The sequence below is a fragment of the Bradyrhizobium sp. genome, assembly GCF_019244115.1.
GTDB lineage: Bacteria > Pseudomonadota > Alphaproteobacteria > Rhizobiales > Xanthobacteraceae > Bradyrhizobium.
In genome coordinates, this window is the sequence record NZ_JAFATE010000152.1 from 1 (window position 1) to 24,073 (window position 24,073).

Annotated in this window: 22 protein-coding genes and 1 pseudogene; 16 read left to right on the forward strand and 7 right to left on the reverse strand. The window is 64.2% G+C overall.

The window, feature by feature from the left end; genetic code table 11:
* The 3 genes and pseudogenes from JOZ76_RS06800 to JOZ76_RS06810 form a co-directional block, all read left to right on the forward strand.
* Positions 1-234: pseudogene (locus JOZ76_RS06800) on the forward strand (ABC transporter ATP-binding protein); the annotation flags it as partial.
* Complete coding sequence (locus JOZ76_RS06805) at positions 227-949, forward strand: ABC transporter ATP-binding protein (protein ID WP_291697859.1); 723 nt, start codon at positions 227-229, stop codon at positions 947-949. The pseudogene JOZ76_RS06800 and the gene JOZ76_RS06805, both read left to right, overlap by 8 nt.
* 223 nt (positions 950-1,172) lie before the next feature.
* The gene (locus JOZ76_RS06810; RefSeq protein ID WP_291697860.1) at positions 1,173-2,855 is read left to right on the forward strand and encodes a methyl-accepting chemotaxis protein; all 1,683 of its coding nucleotides are present in this window, start codon (positions 1,173-1,175) and stop codon (positions 2,853-2,855) included.
* Between the two features lie 84 nt (positions 2,856-2,939).
* On the opposite strand, the gene JOZ76_RS06815 is transcribed toward JOZ76_RS06810, so the two are convergent.
* On the reverse strand, positions 2,940-4,376 hold the full coding sequence (locus JOZ76_RS06815) for a glutamine synthetase family protein (RefSeq protein WP_291697861.1): 1,437 nt from the start codon (positions 4,374-4,376) through the stop codon (positions 2,940-2,942).
* A gap of 296 nt (positions 4,377-4,672) precedes the next feature.
* Positions 4,673-6,031, reverse strand: a complete 1,359-nt coding sequence (locus tag JOZ76_RS06820) for an aromatic ring-hydroxylating dioxygenase subunit alpha (protein ID WP_291697862.1) — start codon at positions 6,029-6,031, stop codon at positions 4,673-4,675.
* Between the two features lie 142 nt (positions 6,032-6,173).
* Between JOZ76_RS06820 and JOZ76_RS06825 the strand changes: the two genes are divergently transcribed.
* Positions 6,174-6,656, forward strand: coding sequence for a DUF4231 domain-containing protein (locus tag JOZ76_RS06825; RefSeq protein ID WP_291697863.1), 483 nt, complete (start codon positions 6,174-6,176; stop codon positions 6,654-6,656).
* A gap of 202 nt (positions 6,657-6,858) precedes the next feature.
* On the opposite strand, the gene JOZ76_RS06830 is transcribed toward JOZ76_RS06825, so the two are convergent.
* The 3 genes from JOZ76_RS06830 to JOZ76_RS06840 all read right to left on the reverse strand — a co-directional run bounded on the left by JOZ76_RS06830 (position 6,859) and on the right by JOZ76_RS06840 (position 8,511).
* Positions 6,859-7,107, reverse strand: coding sequence for a hypothetical protein (locus JOZ76_RS06830; RefSeq protein WP_291697864.1), 249 nt, complete (start codon positions 7,105-7,107; stop codon positions 6,859-6,861).
* A gap of 8 nt (positions 7,108-7,115) precedes the next feature.
* Positions 7,116-7,475 (reverse strand): PilZ domain-containing protein, encoded by a 360-nt coding sequence (locus JOZ76_RS06835; RefSeq protein ID WP_291697865.1) that lies wholly within the window; start codon positions 7,473-7,475, stop codon positions 7,116-7,118.
* A 139-nt stretch (positions 7,476-7,614) separates the two neighbouring features.
* Entirely contained in the window at positions 7,615-8,511 is an 897-nt protein-coding gene (locus JOZ76_RS06840; protein WP_291697866.1) for a helix-turn-helix transcriptional regulator, read from the reverse strand.
* Between the two features lie 91 nt (positions 8,512-8,602).
* Between JOZ76_RS06840 and JOZ76_RS06845 the strand changes: the two genes are divergently transcribed.
* The 4 genes from JOZ76_RS06845 (at position 8,603) to boxB (ending at position 14,351) form a co-directional block, all read left to right on the forward strand.
* On the forward strand, positions 8,603-10,147 hold the full coding sequence (locus tag JOZ76_RS06845) for a benzoate-CoA ligase family protein (protein WP_291697867.1): 1,545 nt from the start codon (positions 8,603-8,605) through the stop codon (positions 10,145-10,147).
* Positions 10,148-10,263: 116 nt separating this feature from the next.
* Positions 10,264-11,079, forward strand: coding sequence for an alpha/beta fold hydrolase (locus JOZ76_RS06850; RefSeq protein ID WP_291697868.1), 816 nt, complete (start codon positions 10,264-10,266; stop codon positions 11,077-11,079).
* Between the two features lie 115 nt (positions 11,080-11,194).
* The gene (gene boxC / locus JOZ76_RS06855) at positions 11,195-12,889 is read left to right on the forward strand and encodes a 2,3-epoxybenzoyl-CoA dihydrolase (protein ID WP_291697869.1); all 1,695 of its coding nucleotides are present in this window, start codon (positions 11,195-11,197) and stop codon (positions 12,887-12,889) included.
* Positions 12,890-12,899: 10 nt separating this feature from the next.
* Positions 12,900-14,351 (forward strand): benzoyl-CoA 2,3-epoxidase subunit BoxB, encoded by a 1,452-nt coding sequence (gene boxB, locus JOZ76_RS06860; RefSeq protein WP_291697870.1) that lies wholly within the window; start codon positions 12,900-12,902, stop codon positions 14,349-14,351.
* Between the two features lie 178 nt (positions 14,352-14,529).
* Here the strand turns inward: boxB and JOZ76_RS06865 are convergent, their stop codons facing one another.
* Both JOZ76_RS06865 and JOZ76_RS06870 read right to left on the reverse strand, forming a co-directional pair.
* Positions 14,530-15,339: an SDR family NAD(P)-dependent oxidoreductase gene (locus tag JOZ76_RS06865; RefSeq protein WP_291697871.1), complete on the reverse strand. Its 810-nt coding sequence runs from the start codon at positions 15,337-15,339 to the stop codon at positions 14,530-14,532.
* A 221-nt stretch (positions 15,340-15,560) separates the two neighbouring features.
* Complete coding sequence (locus JOZ76_RS06870; protein ID WP_291697872.1) at positions 15,561-16,619, reverse strand: polysaccharide deacetylase family protein; 1,059 nt, start codon at positions 16,617-16,619, stop codon at positions 15,561-15,563.
* Positions 16,620-16,803: 184 nt separating this feature from the next.
* Between JOZ76_RS06870 and JOZ76_RS06875 the strand changes: the two genes are divergently transcribed.
* From JOZ76_RS06875 to JOZ76_RS06910, 8 genes are all read left to right on the forward strand, one after another.
* Complete coding sequence (locus JOZ76_RS06875; protein WP_291697873.1) at positions 16,804-18,198, forward strand: OmpA family protein; 1,395 nt, start codon at positions 16,804-16,806, stop codon at positions 18,196-18,198.
* 2 nt (positions 18,199-18,200) lie between these two features.
* Positions 18,201-18,503 (forward strand): hypothetical protein, encoded by a 303-nt coding sequence (locus JOZ76_RS06880; protein ID WP_291697880.1) that lies wholly within the window; start codon positions 18,201-18,203, stop codon positions 18,501-18,503.
* A 99-nt stretch (positions 18,504-18,602) separates the two neighbouring features.
* Complete coding sequence (locus JOZ76_RS06885) at positions 18,603-19,193, forward strand: TetR/AcrR family transcriptional regulator (protein ID WP_291697874.1); 591 nt, start codon at positions 18,603-18,605, stop codon at positions 19,191-19,193.
* Positions 19,190-20,107, forward strand: a complete 918-nt coding sequence (locus JOZ76_RS06890) for a haloalkane dehalogenase (RefSeq protein WP_291697875.1) — start codon at positions 19,190-19,192, stop codon at positions 20,105-20,107. Before JOZ76_RS06885 ends, JOZ76_RS06890 begins: the two co-directional genes overlap by 4 nt.
* A 29-nt stretch (positions 20,108-20,136) precedes the next feature.
* Positions 20,137-20,394 carry an Rdx family protein gene (locus tag JOZ76_RS06895; RefSeq protein ID WP_291697876.1) on the forward strand — a complete coding sequence of 86 codons (258 nt, stop codon included), beginning with the start codon at positions 20,137-20,139 and terminating at the stop codon, positions 20,392-20,394.
* A 145-nt stretch (positions 20,395-20,539) separates the two neighbouring features.
* Entirely contained in the window at positions 20,540-20,845 is a 306-nt protein-coding gene (locus JOZ76_RS06900) for a GNAT family N-acetyltransferase (protein ID WP_291697877.1), read from the forward strand.
* Between the two features lie 608 nt (positions 20,846-21,453).
* Positions 21,454-22,509, forward strand: a complete 1,056-nt coding sequence (locus JOZ76_RS06905; protein WP_291697878.1) for a lysylphosphatidylglycerol synthase domain-containing protein — start codon at positions 21,454-21,456, stop codon at positions 22,507-22,509.
* Positions 22,510-22,537: 28 nt separating this feature from the next.
* A complete protein-coding gene (locus tag JOZ76_RS06910; protein ID WP_291697879.1) occupies positions 22,538-23,866 on the forward strand; it encodes an ATP-binding protein in 1,329 nt (442 codons plus the stop codon).
* Positions 23,867-24,073: the final 207 nt, after the last annotated feature.

Sequence of the window (24,073 nt, forward strand, 5' to 3'; positions counted from 1 at the left end):
CTTGGCGTCACCGAATCGGCGCGCATGGTGAAGCTGCTCAAGGAGCTGCGGCGCGAGGTGTCCATCGTCCTGGTCGAACACGACATGGAAGCGGTGTTCGCGCTCGCCGACCGCATCAGCGTGCTGGTGTATGGCCGCGTCATCGCCTCCGGCGCGCCGGATGCGATCCGTCAGAACGAGGAGGTCAAGCGCGCCTATCTCGGCGACCAGCACGTGGTGACGCAGCATGGCTGATCCGGCTGACGCCCTGCTCGAAGTCGACGGCATCGAGACCTGCTATGGCCAGAGCCAGGTGCTGTTCGGCCTGTCGCTAATGGTCCGGCGCGGCGAGATGGTCTCGCTGATGGGCCGCAACGGCATGGGCAAGACCACCACCATCCGCTCGATCATGGGGCTGACGCCGGCGCGATCAGGCGCGATCCGCCTCGTCGGTCAGGAGGTGCGCAGGCTCGCCTCCTACCGCATCGCGCAACTCGGCGTCGGTCTCGTTCCGGAAGGACGCCAGATCTTTCCGAACCTGACCGTGCGGGAAAATCTTATCGCCGCGAGCGGCAACCGGCTCGGCGTCTCGGACCCCTGGACGCTCGACAAAATTCATGCGCTGTTCCCGCGGCTCGCCGAGCGCGGCGGCAACATGGGCAACCTGCTGTCCGGCGGCGAGCAGCAGATGCTCGCGATCGGGCGCGCGCTGATGACCAATCCGCGGCTCTTGATCCTGGATGAAGCAACCGAAGGCCTGGCGCCGCTGATCCGGGAAGAGATCTGGAACTGCCTGTCGATGCTCAAGGCGCGCGGGCAGTCGATCCTGGTGATCGACAAGAATGTCGGGCATCTCGCCCGCATCTGCGACCGGCATTTCATCATCGAGCGCGGCCGCACGGTGTGGAGCGGCACCTCGGAGCAGTTGATGGCGGAGCCCGACCTGCAGCACCGTTATCTCGGAATTTGAACTGCAATCAGCCCGCCGGCCGCAACGCGCGCGCTGCCGGTATTCACGTCCGCTCAATGCCGGGTCGGGATCTCGGTGAGGCTTGGTTGTGGATGGCTGCCCGTTTTCATTGTTTTGGATCAAATTCCCGTGGTGCTACGGAATACTTCCTTAACCATATCTTGGGGTGCGATCGGTCATAAAAGCAGCAGATTTGCAGCCACGCCATAGTCGAGGAAGACCGATGTTTCACCACAGGAATGCCGCCAGCGCACTGAGTGCGCTTGCGACCAAGGCCGTCAGCGCCAACATCATGGTGGCAGACGACAAGCTCAACATAGTCTACGTGAATGAGGCCGTCATGGCGCTGCTGCGCCAGGCCGAGGCCGACATCAAAAAGGACCTGCCGCAGTTCAAGGTCGACCGGCTGATCGGCACCAACATTGATGTGTTTCACAAGGATCCGAGCCATCAGCGGCACATGTTGGAGTCGCTCAAGTCGGTGCACCGCGCCACCATCAAGATCGGCAAGTGGAGCTTCGACCTCGTCGCAACGCCGCTGAAAAATGCCGACGGGAGCCGCGCCGGAACGGTCGTCGAATGGGCCGACGCCTCTGTGCGTTTGCAAAACCTGAATTTCGCGGCGCAAGCGGCGGCGGTGAGCCGTGCGCAGGCGGTCATCGAGTTCAATCTCGACGGCACCATCGTCACAGCCAACGAAAACTTCCTCAAGGCGGTAGGCTACTCGCTTCCCGAGATCGAGGGCAAGCATCACGGCATGTTTGTGGAGCCCTCGGAGCGCGACAGCATGGCCTATCGCGAGTTTTGGGCCAAGCTCAACCGCGGTGAGTACGACGCTGCCGAGTACAAGCGGATCGGCAAGGGCGGCAAGGAGATCTGGATTCTGGCTTCATACAACCCGGTGCTCGATGAAAATCGCAAGCCGTTCAAGGTCGTCAAGTTCGCAACCGACATCACCGCCCAGAAATTAAAGACTGCAGATCTTGCGGGCCAGATTGCCGCGATCGGCAAGTCGCAGGCCGTGATCGAGTTCAATCTCGACGGCACCATCATCACGGCCAACGACAATTTCCTGCATGCGCTCGGCTATGCGCTGCCTGAGATCAAGGGCAAGCATCACAGCCTGTTCGTCGAGCCCGCCGAACGCGACGGCGCGGCCTATCGTGAGTTCTGGGCCAAGCTCAACCGCGGCGAATATCAGGCCGGCGAGTACAAGCGCATCGGCAAGGGCGGTCGCGAGGTCTACATCCAGGCGTCCTACAATCCGATCCTCGATCTCAACGGCAAGCCGTTCAAGGTGGTGAAATACGCCTCCGACGTCACCAGACAGGTCCTGGTGCGCATGGGCAATGAGCGGGTGCGCAACATGATGGAGACCGTCGCGGCCGGCGCCGAGGAGCTCAATGCCTCGGTGCGGGAGATTTCCGAGGCGATGGTGAAGTCGAAAGAGACCGCCCTCGGGGCGGTCGAGCGCGTCGCATCCGCCGACTCGCAGGCCAAACGGCTCTCCGACGCCGCGCAGGCGATGAGCGGCATCGCGCAGATGATCGGCGATATCACCGGGCAGATCAACCTGCTTGCGCTCAACGCGACGATCGAATCGGCGCGCGCCGGCGAAGCCGGTCGCGGATTTGCCGTGGTCGCCTCGGAGGTGAAGAACCTCGCCAACCAGGCCAAGCAGGCCACCGACAAGATCGGTACCGAGATCGGCAGCCTCAACGGCATCTCCTCGGACGTGGTCGGCGCGCTGGGCGAGATCAAGAAGGCGATCCAGGACGTCAGCGAATACGTCACCTCGACAGCCGCTGCGGTCGAAGAGCAGAGCACGGTGACTTGCGAGATGTCCTCCAACATGCAGCGCGCTGCGGCGGAAGCCACCGCCATCGCAGCCGGCGCCAGTCGCTGAGCGAGGTTTCATCGACCCCTTCGGAACGCGACATGCCCGGCCTTGCGCCGGGCATCCGCTTGTTCTGCGCTCCTTGACGTCGCCTCAAAACATCTCGAAATATTCGCGGTGCTCCCAGTCGGAAACTTCGGCCTGGAAGCGCTCGATCTCGGCCTTCTTGATGTGGACGTAATAGTCGACGAATTGCGCGGTAAGTTTTTCGCGGAAGAATTCGTCGTCCCTCAGCGCCTCGATGGCCTCACTCAGGCTCCTGGGCAGCAGGTCCGCCTGCGCCTCATAGGGCGTATCCGCCGACGATCCTGGATCCAGACTACGATCGACGCCGTCAAGTCCCGCAAGGATCTGCGAGGCCATGTACAGATAGGGATTGGCGGCGGGCTCGCCGATCCGGTTCTCCAGCCGCGTGGCGGGGTCGTCGGCGCCGCCGAGCACGCGGATCATGACGCCGCGATTGTCCCGTCCCCAGATCGCGCGGTCGGGCGCCAGCGAATAGGAGCGGTAGCGCTTGTAGCCGTTGATGGTCGGTGTCGAGAACACCGCCAAGGCGCGGGCATGCGCCAGCAGACCGGCGAGATAGCCGCGTCCGAGCGCACTCAGGATCTCGCCGGGATCCTTGGTGACGAACAGGTTTTCTCCGCTCGTCCGTGACGTCAGCGATTGGTGCAGGTGCCATCCGCTCGCGAACACGTTCGGCAGCCTTGGCCGGCACATGAAGGTCGCGTGATAGCCGTGGCGGCGCGCGATCTGCTTCACCGCCGATCGGAACAGCACCATGTTGTCGGCCGGCTCCAACCCGCTGCGCGGCTGAAAGGTGAATTCGCACTGGCTCGGGCCGAACTCGATCTCGACCGAGCGGAGCGGCAGGCCGAGCGCGAGAATGTCGCGCCGGATGATCTCCAGCGCCGGCTCCATCTGGTCGTAACGCTGCTCGGTCAGATATTGATAACCGTGCGAGAGCAGGCTGACCTGTGGCGGCTGGCCGGGCTGGCCGGCATCCCCGGGTGCCATCCTGGCGTCGTCGAGCCTGAAGATGTGAAACTCGACCTCGAGCCCCGCGACATGGTCGTAGCCGCGTTCGGCAAGAGAATCGAGGACAGCGCGATGTAGCTGCCGCGTGGCGAAGGGAACAGGCCCGCCGTCACTGAAATGGATGTCGCAGAGTACCCAGCCGGTGGTCGGCGACCAGGGCAGGATGCGGAAGGTGAGCGGGTCCGGCACCATCAGGACATCGGCCGCCCCCTCCATCTCCTTCATGCCAAAGCCGCCCCCCGGCGTAAACACCGGAAACACCGTGCGGTGAGAGGTGTCCTTGGCGAGCATGGTCGTGGTGATGGTGACGCCGCTTTCGAGCGAGGCCAAAGCCTCGCTCGCGACGAGCGTCTTGCCGCGCAAAATCCCGTGCTGATCGGGAAAGGAGAAGCGGATGACTTCGAGGCCCTTTTCCTCGGCGAGGCGGCGCATGCGCTGGGCCGCTTCTTTCTGCTCGTCCGACCAGAGCGCGTGACGCGCGACGAAACTCAATGCGGGATCCCCTGGATCTGAATGCTACAGAACGATGAGTTGTTGCTGAAGTGTCGCCACATCGGAGGTGCGCCCCCTCTCCCCGCTTGCGGGGAGAGGGCTGGGGTGAGGGGGACCCTCAAGGACCTGAGCTCTCGGAGAGTCCCCCGCACCCGGATCGCATCCAAGTGATGCGACATAGCCGAAGTCTTGCTTCGGCGTTCTCAAGAACGGCCGCCAGAGGCAGCCTATGCCTCTCCCCGCAAGCGGGGAGAGGTGAACAGCTTCCACCGCTGGGCTGCTTCGAGAAAGCCCCATCACTCCGCTGCCGTCAGGTGGCGCACATGGGGTGCGATGTCCTTCGGCACCGGGGCGGCCCAGGGCGCGCCGCGGCGGCGCTTCACGTCGACCTCCATCCAGAACGTTTCCCAGCCCTGGGTCGGGCCGATGCCGTCCATGGTCGCGGGTCCCTGAATGCTCCTGGCGTTGCTCTCATCGAGCACCAGGATCGGCGCCTCGCCGCCCGCAACTTTCTCGATCTCCTGCCGCAGCAGGCGGCGATATTGCACGATCGCCTTGTCGCTCTGGCCGAGATGCTCTTTGGTGCGGTCCTGGATGGGGCCCATCGATTCCACCGCCCACTGGTCGTGGACATTGATATCATGGCCCATGCCGGTATAGGTCGACGTCCGCTGCTCGCCGGCATCAAAGCCGTAATCGTTCGCCTTGTTCTTGCGCGAGATGTAGTCCGGCAGTTCGTAGAGCTCGAGCCGCTGCTCGCGCATCTTGTTCTTGTCGACCTGCGTCGAATAGCTGGTGAATATTGCGTACCAGTAGCAGTTCTGGTCGTCGACCGGCACATGCCACTGCGTGATCGTCATCTCCGTGCTCATCGGGATGACGAAGCCGTGCGGAAACAGCTGATTGGTCACGCGCACATGCGTGCGCTCCGCATCGATCTCGCGCAGTGCGATCAGGCGCAGGCCATATTCGGTCTGCTCGACATTGATGATCGGCCGGTCATAGTCCCGAAGGATCTTTGTCATCGGCAATTCGCTGCTGGCGGAGGCGGCGCGGAATTGCCGGCCGTAGGCCGCCGAGGTGTCTTCGTCCTCGAAGAAGCGATGCAGATAGGAGGCGTGCGCCGGATCGATGCCGACCTCGAGCGCCTGCAGCCAGTTGCAGGCCATATGGCCCTTGAACGCAAAGGTGTGGCTGCCCGGCGCGATGAAGCAGTCGATCTCCGGAAAGGCCGGCGGCTGCCCCTCGCCGAGATAGGCCCAGAGAATGCCGCTCCGCTCGACCACGGGATAGGCGCGCTGCCGGATGTTGGCGCAGAGCTGCGAACCGCTGGGCTCGGCCGGCGTTTCCAGGCACTGGCCCGAGGTGTCGAACAGCCAGCCGTGGAAGGCGCAGCGCAGGCCGCCATGTTCGAGCCGGCCGAAGGCGAGATCGGCGCCGCGATGGGCGCAGTGACGGTCGATCAGGCCGTAGCGGCCCTGCTCATCGCGAAACAGCACGAGATTTTCGCCGAGCAGCCGCACCGGCCGCACCGGCCGCTCGCCCAGGAGTTCGTCGACCAGCGCCGCCGGCTGCCAGTACATCCGCATCAGCCTGCCGCAGGGGGTTGTCGCGCCCGTGCGCGTGATCAGATCGTTCTGCTCCTGGCTCATCATGGCGAAAGGCCTCATCGAGTGCGGTGGCGGCCTACCGAGGTTACCCGGCCTGCCCTCGCAGGCAAGGGCTTTCCGTCGCGGATACGCCACGAAGCCGCATCAATGTCATGCGCGTTTTGAGAGGCGAAAAAAAGGAATTGCCATGTCCGACACCAGCCGCGGGACACGTGATCTTCTCCGGGGTAACCAGGCGACGATGGCGGATCAGGCAGTCGCCGGCGCAGGCAGTGACGAGAGCGCGCAGTTCGTCTCGAAGACGCTGGATTCCGCGCTGAAGCGCAGCCGCAGGGGGAAGCGGTTGTGGAGCTTCGCCAACCACGGCTCAACGATCTGCATCGTCGTGTGCAGCGCGGCTGCGGCGGTGATGTCGCAGACCGCCGTCAAGGTGTGGAATGACGATCCGAAAACGGTCGCGACGATCCTGTCGCTCGTCGTGACAGTGATCGCAACCGTGCAGTCGACGCTCGGTTTCGAGCGCAAATGGATCGCCAACAGGATGACGCAGAACTCGCTGCGCCGGCTGCAGATCGACGAGAAGACCGGCGCCGGCTCGCAGCAGGTGAAGGAGCGGCTCAAGGCCATTCTGGAGGAGCACGACCGCGCCATCACCGCCGGCTCGGGTTAGTACTACTGCGTCAGAAGCGGCTGTATCCCCTCATCCTGAGGAGCTTGCTTTAGCAAGCGTCTCGAAGGATGAGGCCCGGAGATCCGCATCGGGGCCTCATGGTTCTCCGAGCGATGCGAAGCATCGTCCGCGAGACGCGCGCAAGAGCGCGCTCCTCACCATGAGGGTCTTATGGCGCAGTAGGGTTGGGCTGGACCCGCCGCTAATGCTTCAGTGCCTTGGAGATGGCCTCGAACGTGGCGAGGAGCTGCGGTGTCACATAATGGCGGACGGTGGCGGCGAGCGACAGCCCGACGCCGAGAGCGATGATCAGGTATTGACTGAACACCACAAGCAGCGCGATGCGCACCCGCGGCCAGATGCGCCGCGTCGGGTCGGCAAAAGCCTGCGGCGCCTCTGCCGCTTCGCCTGGCGAAGCGGCAACGATTTCGGTCTCTTCCAGCGAATGCACGTGCGCCTCTAATATTGCGCGCGTAGCTGTTCGATGCGCGATTGGAGACGGCGGTTGGTTCGCTCGCTGGCGGCAAGCTTGCGTGCCCAGTCGAGGGGGACGATGGCGTCGGCCGCGTGCGGGTCGGTAAAGACGAGACCGGCCTCGGCCGGGCTGCGCCAGACCAGGCGTGCGAGGCAGGAGAGCCCCTTGCGTTCGACGGTGAAGTCGAGCTTGTCGGGAAGCACGGCGGAGCCCTCGATCTCGATCTTGGCGCCGCGCGCGCTGAAGTTGCGAACGATGCAGGTGAGTGTCGAAGTCCGTCCGTTGAAGGCGAGCTCGCCGCCGTAATAGACGCGATTCCTGAACAGCTGCCGCCGATCGTCCATGCTCTCCTCCACTCGTTTAACGCTGTGTTAACACAAGCGGAGGGTGTGCTGCCCACATCGGCGGTATTAAACTACTGTGAAGGTTAACGGGAGCGCGCGTGGCTCCCAGAACAGTGAGTGCGCGCGAACGGGCGTTGCCTCAGCCGCGCGCGAACATCCGCGCTTCGCTCTCGATGACAGGCGCGACCGCCTCGCTCAGGCGGGCCGCGGCGGCTTCCACTGACAGTCCGGCGGTGTCGACCACGGCATTGGCGCGAGCATAAAGCGGCTCGCGGCTTTTCAGGATGTTGCGCAGCTCGGCCATGGCGGAGCGATCATCCGCCATCGGCCGCAGGTCGCCCTGGCGGCGCACCCGCGCCATGTGCTCCTCGGGCTCGGCCTTCAGCCAGATCGTGTAGAAGGATTTCAGGATCAGGTCGAAGGTGAGCGGCTCGGAAACGATGCCACCGCCGGTCGCCAGCACCATCAGCTCCTTGCGCGCCAAAAGCTGCGCGAGCGCGGCCTGCTCCATGCGGCGAAAGCCTTCCTGGCCGTAAAGGTTGATGATCTCTGAGACCGACAGCCCGTTCTGCCGCTCGATCTCCTTGTTCAGCTCGACGAAATTCCAGCCGATGGTCTTGGCAAGCAATTTTCCGAGCGTGGATTTTCCCGCGCCGCGGAGGCCGATCAGCGCGATACCGGCAAAAGCCGGCCGCCGCTGCGCCGATGTGCTGCTGCTTGACAGGATTTCCTTGGCCTGCGCGATCTGGCCGGGTGACGCCTTGCGCAGGAGATCGCGGATCACCTGCCAGTCGGGTGCGGGATCGTTGATCGGGATCAGATCTTCCAGCGGCGCGCCGATGGCGTTGGAGACGCGGCGGAGCAGCACGATCGAGACGTTGCCCTTGCCGCTCTCGAGCTGGGCGATATAGCGCTCCGAAATGCCCGACACTTTCGCGAGCACCTTGCGCGACATGCCGTGCAAAGACCGCAGCGTGCGGACACGCTGCCCGAGCTGTTCGAGAAAATCCGATTCCGGGTCCTTGGCTTCACTCATTCTCCGGAAACATAATGCCGGAAAGGATTGACAGCAAGCGCTGCCGGTGGTCTTTCTATGAACTATAATTCGTGGCGACAGGGAGAAGCGTGTGAGCGGGACGTCCGGTTCCTACAATGCGGTGACTTGGCTGCTCGACCGCAACGTCGATGAGGGACGTGGCGATAAGCTCGCCTTCACCGATACGGTCACTGAGCTCAGCTATGGCGAGCTGCAGCGACAGTCGCGCCGCATGGCCAACCTGTTGCGGCGGCTCGGCGTCCGCCGTGAAGAGCGCGTCGCGCTGATCATGCTCGACACAACGGATTTTCCGGTCGTCTTTCTCGGCGCGATCCGCGCCGGGATCGTCCCGGTGCCGCTCAACACGCTGCTGACGGCGGAGCAATACGCCTACATCCTTGCGGACTGCCGCGCCCGCGTGCTGGTCGTCTCCGAGGCGCTCTATCCTGTCGTGAAGGATATCGTCGGGCGCATGAGCGATCTCGAACATGTCGTGGTGTCCGGCAAGAATGCGTTCGGACACAAGCTGCTGTCGGATGAGATCGTCAAGGAGAGCGACAGCTTTGCCACCGCGGCGACCCATGAGGACGAGCCGGCATTCTGGCTCTATTCGTCGGGCTCGACCGGCATGCCCAAGGGCGTGCGGCACCTGCATGGCAACCTCGCCGCGACCGCTGAGACCTATGCCAAGCAGGTACTCGGCATCCGCGAGGACGATGTCTGTCTGTCGGCGGCAAAGTTGTTCTTCGCTTACGGCCTCGGCAACGCGCTGACTTTTCCGATGTCGGTTGGCGCCACCGCCGTTCTCAATGCGGAGCGCCCGACGCCGGCGCGCATGTTCGAACTCTTGAACAGGTACAACCCGACCATTTTCTATGGCGTGCCCACTCTGTTCGCGGCGATGCTGCATGAACTGACGAACGAGGGCGCGGGCAAGCGCCTGCGCGTCTGCACCTCGGCCGGTGAAGCGTTGCCGGAATCGATCGGCAATGCGTGGAAAGCGCGGTTCGGCGTCGACATCCTCGATGGTGTCGGCTCGACCGAACTGTTGCACATTTTTCTGTCGAATGCGCCCGGCGACATCAAATACGGTTCATCGGGCCGTCCGGTGCCGGGCTATCGGGTGCGGCTGGTCAATGAGGCGGGTGCCGACGTTGCCGACGGGGAGGTCGGCGAAATGCTGGTGCACGCGCCCTCGGCCGGCGAGGGCTACTGGAACCAGCGCAACAAGAGCCGTTCGACTTTTGAGGGCTACTGGACCCGCACTGGTGACAAATACACCCGCGATGCCGATGGTCGTTACACCTACTGCGGCCGCAGCGACGACATGTTCAAGGTGTCGGGCATCTGGGTGTCGCCGTTCGAGGTCGAGAGCGCGCTGATCACTCATCCGACCGTGCTGGAAGCGGCGGTCGTGCCCGAGGCCGATCCGGAAGGGCTGCTGAAGCCAAAAGCCTTCGTGGTGCTGCGCGCGGGCGCCGATGCCGGCGACCTGCACGAGGTGCTGAAGGAGCACGTCAAGCAGAAGATCGGACCGTGGAAATATCCGCGCTGGATCGAGGTCGTCGACAGCCTGCCGAAGACCGCGACCGGCAAGATCCAGCGCTTCAAGCTGCGCGAGGGCGCGCATCAATAACCCGCCAATGGGTCGTCATGCCCGGCCTTGTGCCGGGCATCCACGCCTTTCGTTCAAGGCGTCAAGACGTGGATGGCCGGGACAAGCCCGGCCATGACGAAGGAAACAGCACAAGCATGACGATCTCCCCTTCCGGCTTTCTCACCATAGGCTCCTCCCAACTCGAATACCGCATGATCGGTCCCGCGCCGGACGCAGCGCCGACCATCGTGATGCTGCACGAGGGCCTCGGCTCGGCCGCGCTGTGGGGCGATTTCCCGGATCGGCTGCAGGCGGCGACCGGTGCCGGCGTGTTCGTCTATTCGCGCGCGGGCTATGGCGCCTCGTCGCCGGCAAAACTGCCGCGCCCGCTCAACTACATGCAGATCGAGGCGCTCGATGTCCTGCCAAAACTGCTCGACGCGATCGGCTTTCGCCGCGGCGTCCTGCTCGGCCATTCCGATGGCGGCTCGATCGCGGCTGTCTATGCCGGCGGCATTGCCGATCATCGTGTGCGCGCGATCGCGCTGCTCGCGCCGCATTTCATCGTCGAGGATCTTTCGGTCGCCTCCATCGCCGAGATCAAGACGGCGTACGAGACGACGGAGTTTCGCGCGAAACTTTCGCGCTGGCACAGGGATGTCGACAACGCCTTCTACGGCTGGAACGGGGCCTGGCTCGATCCAAAATTCCGCGCGTGGGACATTTCCGACTATCTCGCCTATGTCCGCGTCCCCGTCGCGATCATTCAGGGCGCGGACGATCAGTACGGTACGCTGCGACAGGTCGAGATCGCGCAGGAAGAATGCTACTGCCCGGTCGACGCGACCATTCTGCCGGGCGTCGGACATTCACCGCATCGCGAGGCCGCCGAGGCGACGCTGACCGTTCTTCGGGATTTCTATGGCGCCGTCATAGACATGCGCGACCAGCCGACGGGACGGGCGGCCTGAGTTCCGGCCGATCACTTATATGAAACAAAGTGCATGTTTGTCTGTTTTTTACTAGACGCACTGAAAAACATGCACTATTGTTCATATCAAGCGAACCGAAAACCAAGGATGGCTCATGGCCGGGGAACAGCGCGCGCTTGCGGGAGGCGCGACCTTCATCGATTTCCAGACCGATCCGCAGAGCTACCGGCACTGGAAGCTTGCGGTCGACGGCGCGGTCGCGACGCTGACCATGGATGTCGACGAGAACGCCGGCCTGTTCGAAGGCTATCAGCTGAAGCTCAATTCCTACGATCTCGGCGTCGACATCGAGCTTGCGGACGCGGTGCAGCGGCTGCGCTTCGAGCATCCGGCCGTGAAGGTCGTGGTGTTGCGCTCGGGCAAGAACCGCGTGTTCTGCGCCGGCGCCAACATCCGCATGCTGGCCGGCTCGACCCACGCGCACAAGGTCAATTTCTGCAAGTTCACCAACGAGACCCGGAACGGGCTCGAGGACTCATCTGAGAATTCCGGCCAGCGCTTCATCTGCGTGGTCAACGGCACCGCGGCCGGCGGCGGCTATGAGCTGGCGCTTGCGGCTGATCACATCATTTTGGCCGACGACGGTGCGGCTGCCGTCGCGCTGCCGGAAGTGCCGCTGCTCGCGGTCTTGCCCGGCACCGGCGGACTGACGCGCGTCGTCGACAAGCGCAAGGTGCGCCGCGACCACGCCGATGTGTTCTGCACCATCGAGGAGGGCGTCAAGGGCAAGCGTGCGGTCAACTGGCGCCTCGTCGACGAGATCGCGCCGAACAGCAGGCTCGAAGGCAAGATCGCCGAGCGGGCCAAGGAATTCGCCGCCGCCTCAAAGCGCAACGGCAACGGCAACGGCACGGGCGTTGCGCTCACCCCGCTCACACGCACCATCGACGAGAACAGCGTGCGTTACAGCCACGTCAGCGTCGATATCGATCGACCAGCACGCATCGCGACCATATCGATCAAGGCGCCGGACGCGGCCCCGCCCGCCGACATCGACGGCATGATGACCCAAGGCGCGGCGTTCTGGCCGCTGCGGGTCGCACGCGAGCTTGACGATGCGATTCTGCACCTGCGCCTGAACGAGCTCGACGTCGCGATGCTGGTGTTCAAGTCGCATGGCGAGCCTGCGAATGTGCTTGGCCACGACGACTTCCTCGAAGCCAACAAGGCGCACTGGCTGGTTAACGAGGTCCGCCATTATTGGAAGCGGGTGTTGAAGCGCATCGACGTCACCTCGCGCACGCTGGTGACGCTGGTCGAGCCTGGCTCCTGCTTCGTCGGTACGCTCGCCGAACTCGTGTTCGCCGCCGACCGTTCCTACATGCTGATCGGCTCGCGCCGGGGCGACAATCGTTCGCCGCCAGCCCTAAAACTCTCTGCGATGAATTTCGGTCCCTATCCGATGAGCCACGGGCTGACGCGGCTCGAAGCGCGCTTCCAGGCGAACCCGTCCGATATCGAGCGTGCGCGCGAAGAGATCGGCGAAAACCTCGAGGCAGAGGCGGCCGAAGAGCTCGGACTCGTCACCTTCGCGCTGGATGACATCGACTGGGATGACGAGGTCAGGGTGTTTTTGGAGGAGCGCGCCAGCTTCTCGCCGGATGCGCTGACCGGCATGGAAGCGAACCTCCGCTTCACCGGCCCCGAGACCATGGAATCGAAAATCTTTGCGCGGCTGACCGCCTGGCAGAACTGGATCTTCCAGCGTCCCAACGCGGTCGGCGAGGACGGCGCCTTGCGGCGGTACGGCAGCGGCGAGAGGCCGAAATTCGACATGACCCGAGTTTGAGGAGCACGCCATGAACATGAACATCATGAACGTCGACTATTCGACGAAGATTCCGAACAACGTGAATCTCTCCGAGGATCGCCAGGTGCTGAAGGCCCTGGAAGGCTGGCACCCCGGCTACATCGACTGGTGGCACGACATGGGCCCGGACGGTTTTCAGCAGTCGCTGGTCTATCTGCGCACCGCTTACTCCGTGGACCCGCGCGGCTGGGCCAAGTTCGACTATGTGAAGATGCCCGACTACCGCTGGGGCATTCTTCTTGCGCCGCAGGAAGAAAACCGCGTCGTGCCGTTCGGCGAGCACTTTGGCGAGCCGGCCTGGCAGGAAGTGCCGGGCGAATACCGCGCCATGCTGCGCCGCCTGATCGTGATCCAGGGCGACACCGAGCCGGCCTCCGTCGAGCAGCAGCGCCATCTCGGCAAGACCGCGCCATCGCTGTACGACATGCGCAACCTGTTCCAGGTCAATGTCGAGGAGGGCCGCCATCTCTGGGCGATGGTCTACCTGCTGCAGAAATATTTTGGCCGTGACGGCCGCGAGGAAGCCGATGAGTTGTTGCGCCGCCGCTCGGGCGATGCGGACTCGCCGCGCATGCTCGGGGCGTTCAACGAGAAGACGCCGGACTGGCTGTCCTTCTTCATGTTCACCTATTTCACCGACCGCGACGGCAAGATGCAGCTGCATTCGCTGGCGCAGTCGGGCTTCGATCCCTTGTCGCGCACCTGCCGCTTCATGCTGACCGAGGAAGCGCACCACATGTTCGTCGGCGAGACCGGGGTCGGGCGCGTCGTGCAGCGGACCTGCGAGGCGATGAAGGCGGCCGGCATCGACGATCCGAACGATATCGCCAAGGTCCGCGCGCTGGGGGTCATCGACCTACCGACCATCCAGAAGAAGCTGAACCTGCATTACTCGCTCTCGCTCGACCTGTTCGGCTCGGAGGTTTCGACCAATGCGGCGAATGCCTACAACGCCGGCATCAAGGGCCGTTACCACGAGACCCAGATCCAGGACGACCACAAGCTCGCGAACGACACCTATCCTGTGCTCAAGCTGGTCGACGGTGAGATCAAGCGCGTCGACGAGCCGGCGCTGACCGCGCTGAACATGCGGCTGCGCGACGACTACACCCAGGACTGCGCCAAGGGCATGCTGCGCTGGAACAAGGTGATCTCGACCGCGGGCTACGACTACAAGCTGGCGCTGCCGCACACCGCCTTCCACCGTGACATCGGCGAATTCAAGGACATTCACGCAACCCCCGAGGGCGAACTGATCGACGATGCGGCCTGGGAGAAGCGCAGCAGCGAGTGGCTGCCGTCAACGGCAGATGGCGACTACATCGCCTCGCTGATGCAGCCGGTCACGGAAGTGGGCGAGTTCGCGTCATGGATCGCGCCGCCCAAAGTCGGCATCGACAATCGCCCCGGCGATTTCGAATATGTGAAGATCGAGACGTAAGTCTCTTCGCCAGCGTCGTTCGGACGCTGCCACACGCACAGTCTGTCATCACCCGCGAAAGCGGGTGATCCAGCATCCCAGAGACGGCAGTGCGTGAGCCGATAGGCCGCAGCGTACTGGATGTCCCCGGTCAAGCCGGGGCATGACAAATGAGTTCTTGGCACCGTCTATGGTCGCCTCACTGATCCCACCCCTCGCCCTTGATCCCCGCATTGGCGTAGACGATGCCGCCGTCGACCGCGATGGTGGCGCCGACCACATAGTCGCCGGCGCGCGAGGCGAGAAAGATCGCCGCACCCGCCATGTCCTCGGTCGCGCCGATGCGTCCCGCCGGCACGCGGGTCGCGACCTCGTCGGCATGGTCGCGCGCGGCGCGGTTCATGTCGGAGGCAAAGGGCCCCGGCGCGATGCCCGTCACGACGACATGATCCTTGATCAGCTTCGCGGCCATGCGCCGCGTGAGATGGATGAGCCCCGACTTGCTGGCAGCATAGGAATAGGTCTCCATCGGATTGACGAAGATGCCGTCGATCGAGGCGATGTTGATCACCTTCGCCGGCCGCTCGGCCGAGGCTGCGGCCCGCAGCGGCGTGGCGAGAGCTTTCGTCAGGAAGAACGGCGTCTTCAGGTTGAGGTTCATCACCTTGTCCCAGCCGCTCTCCGGGAATTCGTCGAACTCGGCGCCCCAGGCCGCGCCCGCATTGTTGACGAGAATGTCGAGTTTTGGCTCGTGCTTCCTGAGCTCGCCTGCAAGCATCTCCACGCCGGCCATGGACGAAATGTCGATCGGCAGCGCGATGCATTCGCCGCCATGGGCAGCGGTCAGCTCTTTGGCGGTGGCCTCGCAGGGCCCGGCCTTGCGCGCGGTGATGTAGACCTTGGCTGCGCCGTAGGCGAGATACCCGGCCGCGATCATCTTGCCGATGCCGCGCGAGCCTCCGGTCACCAGAGCAACGCGGCCTTCAAGTGAAAACAGATTGTCGAACATGTTGCCTCCCTTGGATTGATCGGTGTTGAGACCGTCGATAGCGCGAGTCAAGCGAGGCTTTGCGCTTCAGACGCCGTTTCGATCGTCATTGCCGCGCTTGACCCGACAATCCATCAGATCCTGAAAAGGACTACTTCGAAGCTGATGGATGCGCGGGTCAAAAACCGCGCATGACGAGCCTTTGCGGTCTCGCCTCTCTTGGCCGGATGATAGCGGGGAGACTAAGCCGCGTCGACGCGGCGAAAGCCGTTCCACATCGCCGTCGCCGCGCCCGAGGTGAGCACCGGCAGCAGACGCTCGTCCTGATAGTTGCCGTTGAGCGAGATGCGCGGCAGCGCGGTCATGTGCGCGGCGCTCTCCGGGAAGATCATGCCCGGGCGGGTGGTGACCGCGGTCTTGTAGCCGGCGGCGCGGGCGAGCGCGAACTCACGCGCGCCGGCGGCGATCCGGTCGCCGTAGGGATAGGCGAGATGCAGCACGCGGCGCTGCAGGACATTTTCGATGCGGCTGCGGCTTTCCGTCAGTTCGTAGGCGGCGGTCTCCGCGGGCTGCTTGGCGAGGTTGCAGTGGCTGATCGTGTGCGCCCCGATTCCGACCAGCGGATCGTCGGCAAACCGCTTCAACTCGTCCCAGGACAGGCACAGCTCCGAGGAGATGACAGATTCGTCGATGCCATGGCGTGCGCACAGGCTGGAAACCTCACGCCGCACATCGTGCGCGCCCGGCAGGCCACGCAGCCGGTCGTGCACGTGGTGATATGCGGCGTGCTTGGCGACCGCGGTCGCGGCGTCGAGCCGGCTCGGTACGCCGCCGATCACGACCTCGATCGAGGATGCGGCCGCGATCACCCGCTCGAGCGCGACCCACCACAGCCGGCCCTCGCCTTCGGCAAAATCGCTCGCGACATAGACGGTGAACGGCGCGTCAAATTCGCGCAGCACCGGAAGCGCAAAATCCCTATTGTCGCGATAGCCGTCGTCGAAGGTGAAGCAGGCGAAGCGGCGTGAGAAATTTTCTTCGATCAGCCGCTGATGCATGTCGTCGAGGGTGATGATGTCGACATCATGGGCGCGACAATGTTGGAGCGTGGCGCGCAGGAATTGCGGGGTGACCTCGAGATGGCGGTTCGGCTGGAATTCAGCGTCACCGCGCGGACGGACATGGTGCAGGGTGAAGATGGCGCCGACGCCGGCCAGGATCGGACGCAGGAGGATGTGAGCCCCGCTGAAATACAGCGCTTCCAGCCCGGCGCGGATGACGGTGTTGCGAAATTGCTTCATTGGAACGTAAACGGCCGGTTGAAATGTTAATGCAGGTTAGCGAAGGATCGCTGAACAAACGGTTATTCCCGGCCGGCAGCGGCTCTTGAATCGAGCGGCCATTTCCGGTTTGACAGCCACCGAAGGGTTTGTTTTCTCTCTTTTCCGGCGCCAGCGCTCAGGCGCCAGACCCGCAGGATGTTGCATGGACGGTTTTTTCAAGTGGAGCAGCAAATGGTGGCCAGGCGTGATCCCTTTGATCGTCCTTTGGGCATTCGCCGCGTGGACCTCCACTGCTCCACTGGAAGCCGATCTAGCTGACCGCAGCGCCGCCGCCCTCCAAGGCGCCGTCCTCGACAAGACGACGATCGCGGTCGCCGGCCGTGATGTCACGCTTGGTGCAGAGGCCTTTTCGGAAGCTGCCCGCAGCGCCGCGGTCCGCGCCGTCGACGCCGTGTCGGGGGTGCGCCTGGTCAATGATGAAACCCGCCTGGTGGCGGAAGCGAGGCCCTTCGTCTGGTCGGCGGAACGCGATGTGGTCAGGGTGACGCTCGCCGGCAGCGCGCCGCTGCCTGCCAGCAAGGCCAAATTGACGGAGGCGGCGCGCGGCGCGCTCGGTGGCGTCGAAGTGTCCGACCAGATGAAGCTGGCGCGCGGCGCGCCGGCTCATTTCGACGAGGCCGCGGTGCTGCTGCTCGGCCAGATCGCCAAGCTCAAGGACGGCAAGTTCACGATCTCCGACTCTAGCGTGTCGCTCTCCGGCATGGCGCGGGAGCTCGGCGACCGCGAAGCGATCGCTGCGGCCCTCAAAAAGCTGCCGGAAGATTTCAAGATCGCGGCCAACGACCTCAAGGCGCCGCCTTATGTGCTCCAGGTCAACAAGGATCCGGTGGCGTCGACACTGACGCTGTCGGGCAATGTGCCTGATGAGTCCGTCCACGCCGCGATCACGGCCGCGGCGGCCGGAAAATTCTTCAGCGAGAAGGTGGTCGACAACCTCAAGACCAGCATCGGCGCGCCGGGTGGGTTTGCGGCGGCCGTGGTGCCGGCACTGGGCGCGCTATCGCGATTGTCGACGGGCACGCTCGTGGTGTCGGATCGCGAGGTCAAGCTGTCGGGCGATGCGCTTTATGACGGCGCTGCGCTGCAGATCCGTTCCGGTCTCGGCAAGGACTTTCCGCAAAACTGGCAGTTCAAGGCCGACGTCTCGGTCAAGCCCGCGGTCGCGCCGGTCGACGCCACCGTGTGCCAGCAGCTGTTCTCGGAACTGCTCGGCAAGGCCAGCATCCGTTTCGAGGCCGGCAAGGCCGATCTCGATCCCGATTCTACCGGCCTGCTCGACCGTCTGGTCGAAATCGCGCTGCGCTGCCCGGCCTCCGACATCGAGGTGGTCGGCCATACCGACGGCGATGGCGACGACGAGTCCAATCATGCGATGTCCGAAAAGCGCGCCCAGGCCGTCGTCGACTATCTCGTGAATGCCGGCCTGCCGGCCGCCCGCTTCACGGCGACAGGTTTTGGCGCGGCCCAGCCGCTGGTTCCGAGCGACAGCGAGCAAGGCAAGGCGCAGAACCGCCGCATCGAGTTCAAGGTGATGTGAGTATGGCTTACCTGGTGATGTTCCATTGGGGCTGGCTGCTCGGCGCCCTTCTGCTGGGCTTTGCGATGGGCTGGATCGCGGTGGTGCACCGCGGGCCAGGGGTTTCCCGAACCCAGGCCGGCTGGCTCGGCCTGCTTGCCGCTGCTCTCCTGGCCGCCGCGCTCACCCATCTTGTGCCGGGGCGTCCTGGTTACTGGGTGGAGCTCGCGCTCCTGATGCTCGGGCCCTATGTCGCCGGCTGTGCCATCGGCTCCCTGCTGCGGGCCTGGGTGGTGCGGCGCAGCGTCGCGACGCGGACCAGCTAACCCGATCACCTGACAGTCCTCGTCCGACCGACTGACTCGGAAGCAGGGCGCAAGCCGATTCATGCTTGACTTTAATACGTACGTCCGTAGTATTCTGCTATGCCAAAGCCATCCCTTCGCGACCCGATCCTGGACGCTGGCCTCAAAACCATGTTCCGGACCGGCTATCACGGGACCAGCGTGCGCGATGTCGTCGCCGCGGCGGGAGCGCCGCAGGGCTCCTTCACCAATCACTTCCGCTCCAAGGAGGCGTTCGCTTCCGAGGTGCTGGAGCGCTATTTCACCGTGGTCAAAGGTCTGGTTGCGCAAGCGCTCGACGACGTCTCGCTGACGCCGCGGGCGCGGCTCAAGCGCTATCTCGAGATCATCACTGGCCGGCTTGAGAGCGATGGCTTCAGCCGCGGCTGCCTGATCGGCGATCTCAGCCTGGAGGCATCGGGCTCCAGCGAGATGCTGCGTACACAGCTTGAGAAGATCTTCCATGAATGGCGGAAGCCGTTCGCAGCCTGCATCGCAGAGGCCCAGGCCGCGGGCGAGATCGCGGGGGATTTCGAGCCGGAGGCACTGGCGGATTTCCTGCTCGCATCCTGGCAAGGGGCCATGCTGCGCATGAAAGTGGAGCGCAGCCCGGCTGCGCTCGAGCGCTTCAAGGCGATTGTTTTCCAGACCACCTTCAAGGAGCCGTCATGAATGAGCACCTCGACCTCTCCGTTCGCCATCGATCGCTGCTTGGGACCACGATGGCTTACCGCGAAGCCGGCGATGAAGCCGCGCCGGTCGCCCTGTTCCTGCACGGCAACCCCACATCGTCCTATATCTGGCGCAACATCATCCCCCTCGTCGCACCGGTCGCGCGCTGCGTTGCGCCCGACCTGATCGGCTTCGGTGCCTCCGGCAAGCCCGATATCGCCTACCGCTTTGCCGATCATGTGCGCTATCTCGACGCGTTGATCGCTGAACTCGGCATCACCTCGGCCTATCTCGTTGCGCAGGACTGGGGCACCGCGCTCGCGTTTCATCTTGCCGCGCGCCGGCCCGACTTTGTTCGTGGCCTGGCCTTCATGGAGTTCATCCACGCGATGCCGGATTGGGCCGATTTCGACCCCAATCACGGCGCGCGCGAGCAGACCTTTCGTAAGTTCCGGACACCGGGCGAAGGCGAGTCCTTGATCCTCGATGCCAACGCGTTCATCGAGCGCGTGTTGCCCGGTGGCATCCTGCGCCAGCTCGAGGACGAGGAGATGACCGCCTATCGGGCGCCCTTCCTGACGCCGGAAACGCGCCGCCCGACCCTCGCCTTGCCGCGCGAATTGCCGATCTCCGGTGAGCCCGCCGACGTCTGGGACCTGATTGAAAAGGCCCATGCGGCGCTCGCCGCGTCGACCTATCCGAAGCTGCTCTTTGTCGGCGCGCCCGGTGCATTGGTGTCGCCGGCCTTCGCCAGGGAATTTGCCGGCACTCTGCATCACTGCGCCGTCGTTCCGCTTGGCGGAGGCCTGCATTTTCTGCAGGAGGATCATCCAGAGGCGATCGGTCGCTCGGTGGCCGGCTGGATTGCCGGCATCGAGGCATGCGCCACCCCTTCCGCGCAGCGCGCGGCGTAATCTGATGCATCCGCTGCCAGGAGATGCAGGTGCGCGAACAGGAGAGCATGATGCCCGACGTCTCGATCATCTATTGCCGGCCCTGCGGTTACGAGAAACGTGCGAAGGAGGCCGCCGCGGCGCTGCGCGCGCGGCTCGCGATCGATGCGAAGCTCGTGCCGGGCCGCGGCGGAATTTTCGAGGTGAAGGTCGGCGACAAGACCGTCTCCAAGCGCGAAGGGGCATTTTCCCGGCGCTGCCGAGGTGGTCGCCACGGTTGCGGCAGCGCGGTAAGAATCGGAAAGTGAGCGGCCAAGGAGGCGGCGCCGATGCCCTTCGACTGGACTGATGATCTCGCGCGGGTCGACTGGGATCAACTGTCGGCGCTCTACCGGGTGGCTCCGCTCGGCGATAAGGCGCCGGCCGAATCTCGCGCTGGTCTTCGGCAAAAGCATGTTCCGCATCTTTGCGTTCGACGCCGGCGTGCTCGTTGGCGCAGGCCGCGGGCTGGGTGACGGGCGTGATTGCGCCTATCTCTGCGACATTGCCGTGCTGCCGACCTATCAGGCACAGGGTGTGGGCAAACAGATCATGGCAAGGCTCCTGCGCCTTGCGGCCGGGCACCGGAAGATCATTTTATATGCGGCTCCCGGCAAGGAGGGGTTTTACAAGCGCCTCGGCTTTCGTCGCATGAAGACCGCCATGGCCGTCTTCCCGAACCCCGAAGCGGCCGTGGCGGGCGGTTATCTGGAAGCCTGAGAGCCTTGCGGCAATCCGCCGCCCCTGGAAGGCCGGTCAGCCATCCTTAAGTCTCTCGAGACGGCGCGGGCGCGGCCGGCATTCCCGCGTGCGTCCGGCGGCGCAAGCTTCATAAAATATTGAAGATGCGCCGTTTATTCACGTTCTGGCGAGTTCCGTTTGGCCCGGAAACGCGCTACCAACGGCGGTCAGGACCGGCTATGGCGACAGGATCGTCGCCGCAACGGTTGCGCCGTGAAACGGGCGAGTCAGGGTGAGGTTAAGTCGGCGTCAATGTCTCCAATTCACATACGTGCGCCAAATATGGCAAGCTGGGGATCGACACTGCGTTCAAGCCGGAATGCGTGCAGTGGTTCTGACTATCGTTTCCGTTTTTCCGCTGATTGTCGGGGTGAGTGCCAAATCCAGATCCGCGGAAGATCCTCATTCGCACTAGTATCTTTCCGTCAGCTTCGACGCGAGCCATCCGCAACAGACCTCGTCGCATCGGGTAGCGAATGCTAGAACGGCAGCGCCAGAACAGCCAAGGCAGCGAGCGGCCCACCGCTTCCGCACTTCGCGGGTGGGAGCGTCGCGAGGGTTCACCAAGCTCGGAGGCGGGGCACGCGATGCTGCAAGCCATTCGCAGGACCATCCTGGTTCTGCGCCAGAAGCAGATCCTGCACCGGCTCGGCGTTGCGGTCAGCGTCACCGTCATCGGCATCGCATGTTACGTGCTCTACCATATGCTGAGGGGCATCGATGGCAATGAGGTCATCGAGGCCATCAAGAGCACCGAGGCCTCGGACATCGCGCTTGCCGGCCTGTTCGTGGCGGCCGGCTATTTCACGCTGACATTCTACGACCTGTTTGCGGTGCGTGCGATCGGGCACGCGCACGTGCCCTATCGGATCAATGCGCTCGCCGCCTTCACCAGCTATTCGATCGGCCACAATGTCGGCGCCAGCGTCTTCACCGGCGGCGCGGTGCGCTATCGCATCTATTCGGCCTTGGGCCTCAACGCGATCGATGTGGCGAAGATCTGTTTTCTCGCGGGGCTGACCTTCTGGCTCGGCAATGCCGCCGTGCTGGGGCTCGGCATTTCCTATCATCCGGAGGCCGCGGCGGCGATCGATCAGCTGCCGCCCTGGCTCAATCGGATCGTCGCGATCGGCATCATTCTCGGCCTGGTCGCCTATGTGGCTTGGGTCTGGAGCCAGCCGCGGGCGGTCGGGCGTGGTCCCTGGACGGTGCTGCTGCCGGGTGGGCCGCTGACGCTACTGCAGATCGCGATCGGGATCGTCGATCTCGGCTTCTGTGCACTCGCAATGTACGTGCTGGTCCCGGACGAGCCGAATCTCGGCTTCGTGGTGGTCGCCGTGATCTTCGTGTCCGCGACGCTGCTCGGCTTCGCCAGCCATTCGCCGGGCGGGCTTGGGGTGTTCGATGCGGCGATGCTGGTCGGCCTGTGGCAGATGGACCGCGAGGAACTGCTCGCGGGCATGCTGCTGTTTCGTCTGCTCTACTATATCGTCCCCTTTGTCATCTCTGTAATCTTGCTGACGTTTCGCGAGGTTATCATCGGCGCCCGATCGAAGCGCCTGCGTCAGGCGGCGCTCGCGCTCGAAGCAGAGCCGGCGCCCAAGGCTGCCTATGTAAGGGAGCGGCGCGATCCGAGTGCATGAGGGGAACGGAACAGGAGAAGCAGGCGAGATGGCCCTGGACGCCCCCACCACTCCCTCATCGTTCTTCTCGCCCTGGCCGGACCGGCTGCGTCATTCCGCCATCATCCTTCTGGCGGCCGCCCTTTCTCTCTCCGTCCTCGTCGCCCTTGATGAACTGTCGCCGATCCGTGCTGCGGTGGTATTTGCCTGCATCGCGGCCGCAGCCCTGGTGCCCTGGCGGCTGCACGGTGCGGTCACCTCGCGCGAGGACGTCCGCCTCGGCAATCCCGTCGAGGCCGCGGCGGTCAACGCCATCGTGGCCGGAATGCCCGATCCGGCCGTGCTGCTCGACCGCGCCGGGCGGGTCATTCACCTCAATGCCGCCGCGGCCCAGCTCGCGCCGGCGCTGCGCAAGAACGAGCTCGCGCAGTTCGCGCTGCGCTCGCCCGAGATCATCACCGCGCTGCGCGAGGCGATCGCCACCACCGAGCCGCGCCGGGCGACCTATCTCGACCACGTCCCGGTCGACCGCTGGATGGAGCTGATCATCACGCCGGTGCCGGTACCGACCACCTTCGGCGGTACCGACAAATGCATGCTGATGACCTTTCACGACCAGACGCCGCTGCGCCGCGTCGAGGAGATGCGGGCCGACTTCGTGGCCAATGCCAGCCACGAGCTGCGCACGCCGCTGGCGGCGCTCTCGGGCTTCATCGACACGCTGCAGGGGCCGGCCAAGGAGGATACCAAGGCGCGCGAGCGCTTTCTGGCGATCATGCATACCCAGGCGACCCGGATGGCGCGCCTGATCGACGATCTGTTGTCGCTGTCGCGGGTCGAACTGTCGGCCCATGTCCGTCCCGATACGATGGTGGACATCGTGCCGATCATCCGTCAGGTCGCCGACGGCCTGGAGCCGCTCGCACGCGAGCGCCAGGTGGTGGTGGAGATCGACCTGCCGGAGGGACCGGTGGCGATCGCCGGTGACCGCGAAGAGCTGCTTCGGGTGTTCGAGAACCTGATCGAGAACGCCCTGAAATATGGCGCCTCTGGGGGACGGATCATCGTCTCGCTGACCTCCGGATTGTCGAGCGACGGCACGCCGGAGCTTCGCGTGATGGTCCGCGACTTCGGCCCGGGGATCGCGCCAGAGCATCTGCCCCGCCTCACCGAGCGCTTCTACCGGGTCGACGTCGGCGACAGCCGTGCGCAGGGCGGCACGGGGCTCGGACTATCGCTGGTGAAACATATTCTTAACCGCCATCGCGGCCGCCTGCTGATCGAAAGCGTGCCGAAAAACGGGGCAGCGTTCACGGCCTGCTTTCCCCAGCCAAAGAATAGCTCGTTGGCTCAAAGTCAAGCAATATCAATAGCTTGATCCGTCATCCAACTGTCATCAAACCTTTATAAAAGGGGGCAATGAGGGCTCCTAAAGGGAGCTTGCGGGCAATTTATCCGGGTGCGTGTCGCGCTTCGCCCGCACAACAGGGAGACCAGCATGAATTTCGTGAAAGCTTTCGTCGCGGCGGGCCTGGTGGCCGCTTCGACATCGGCCTTCGCAGCCGACATTACCGGCGCCGGCGCC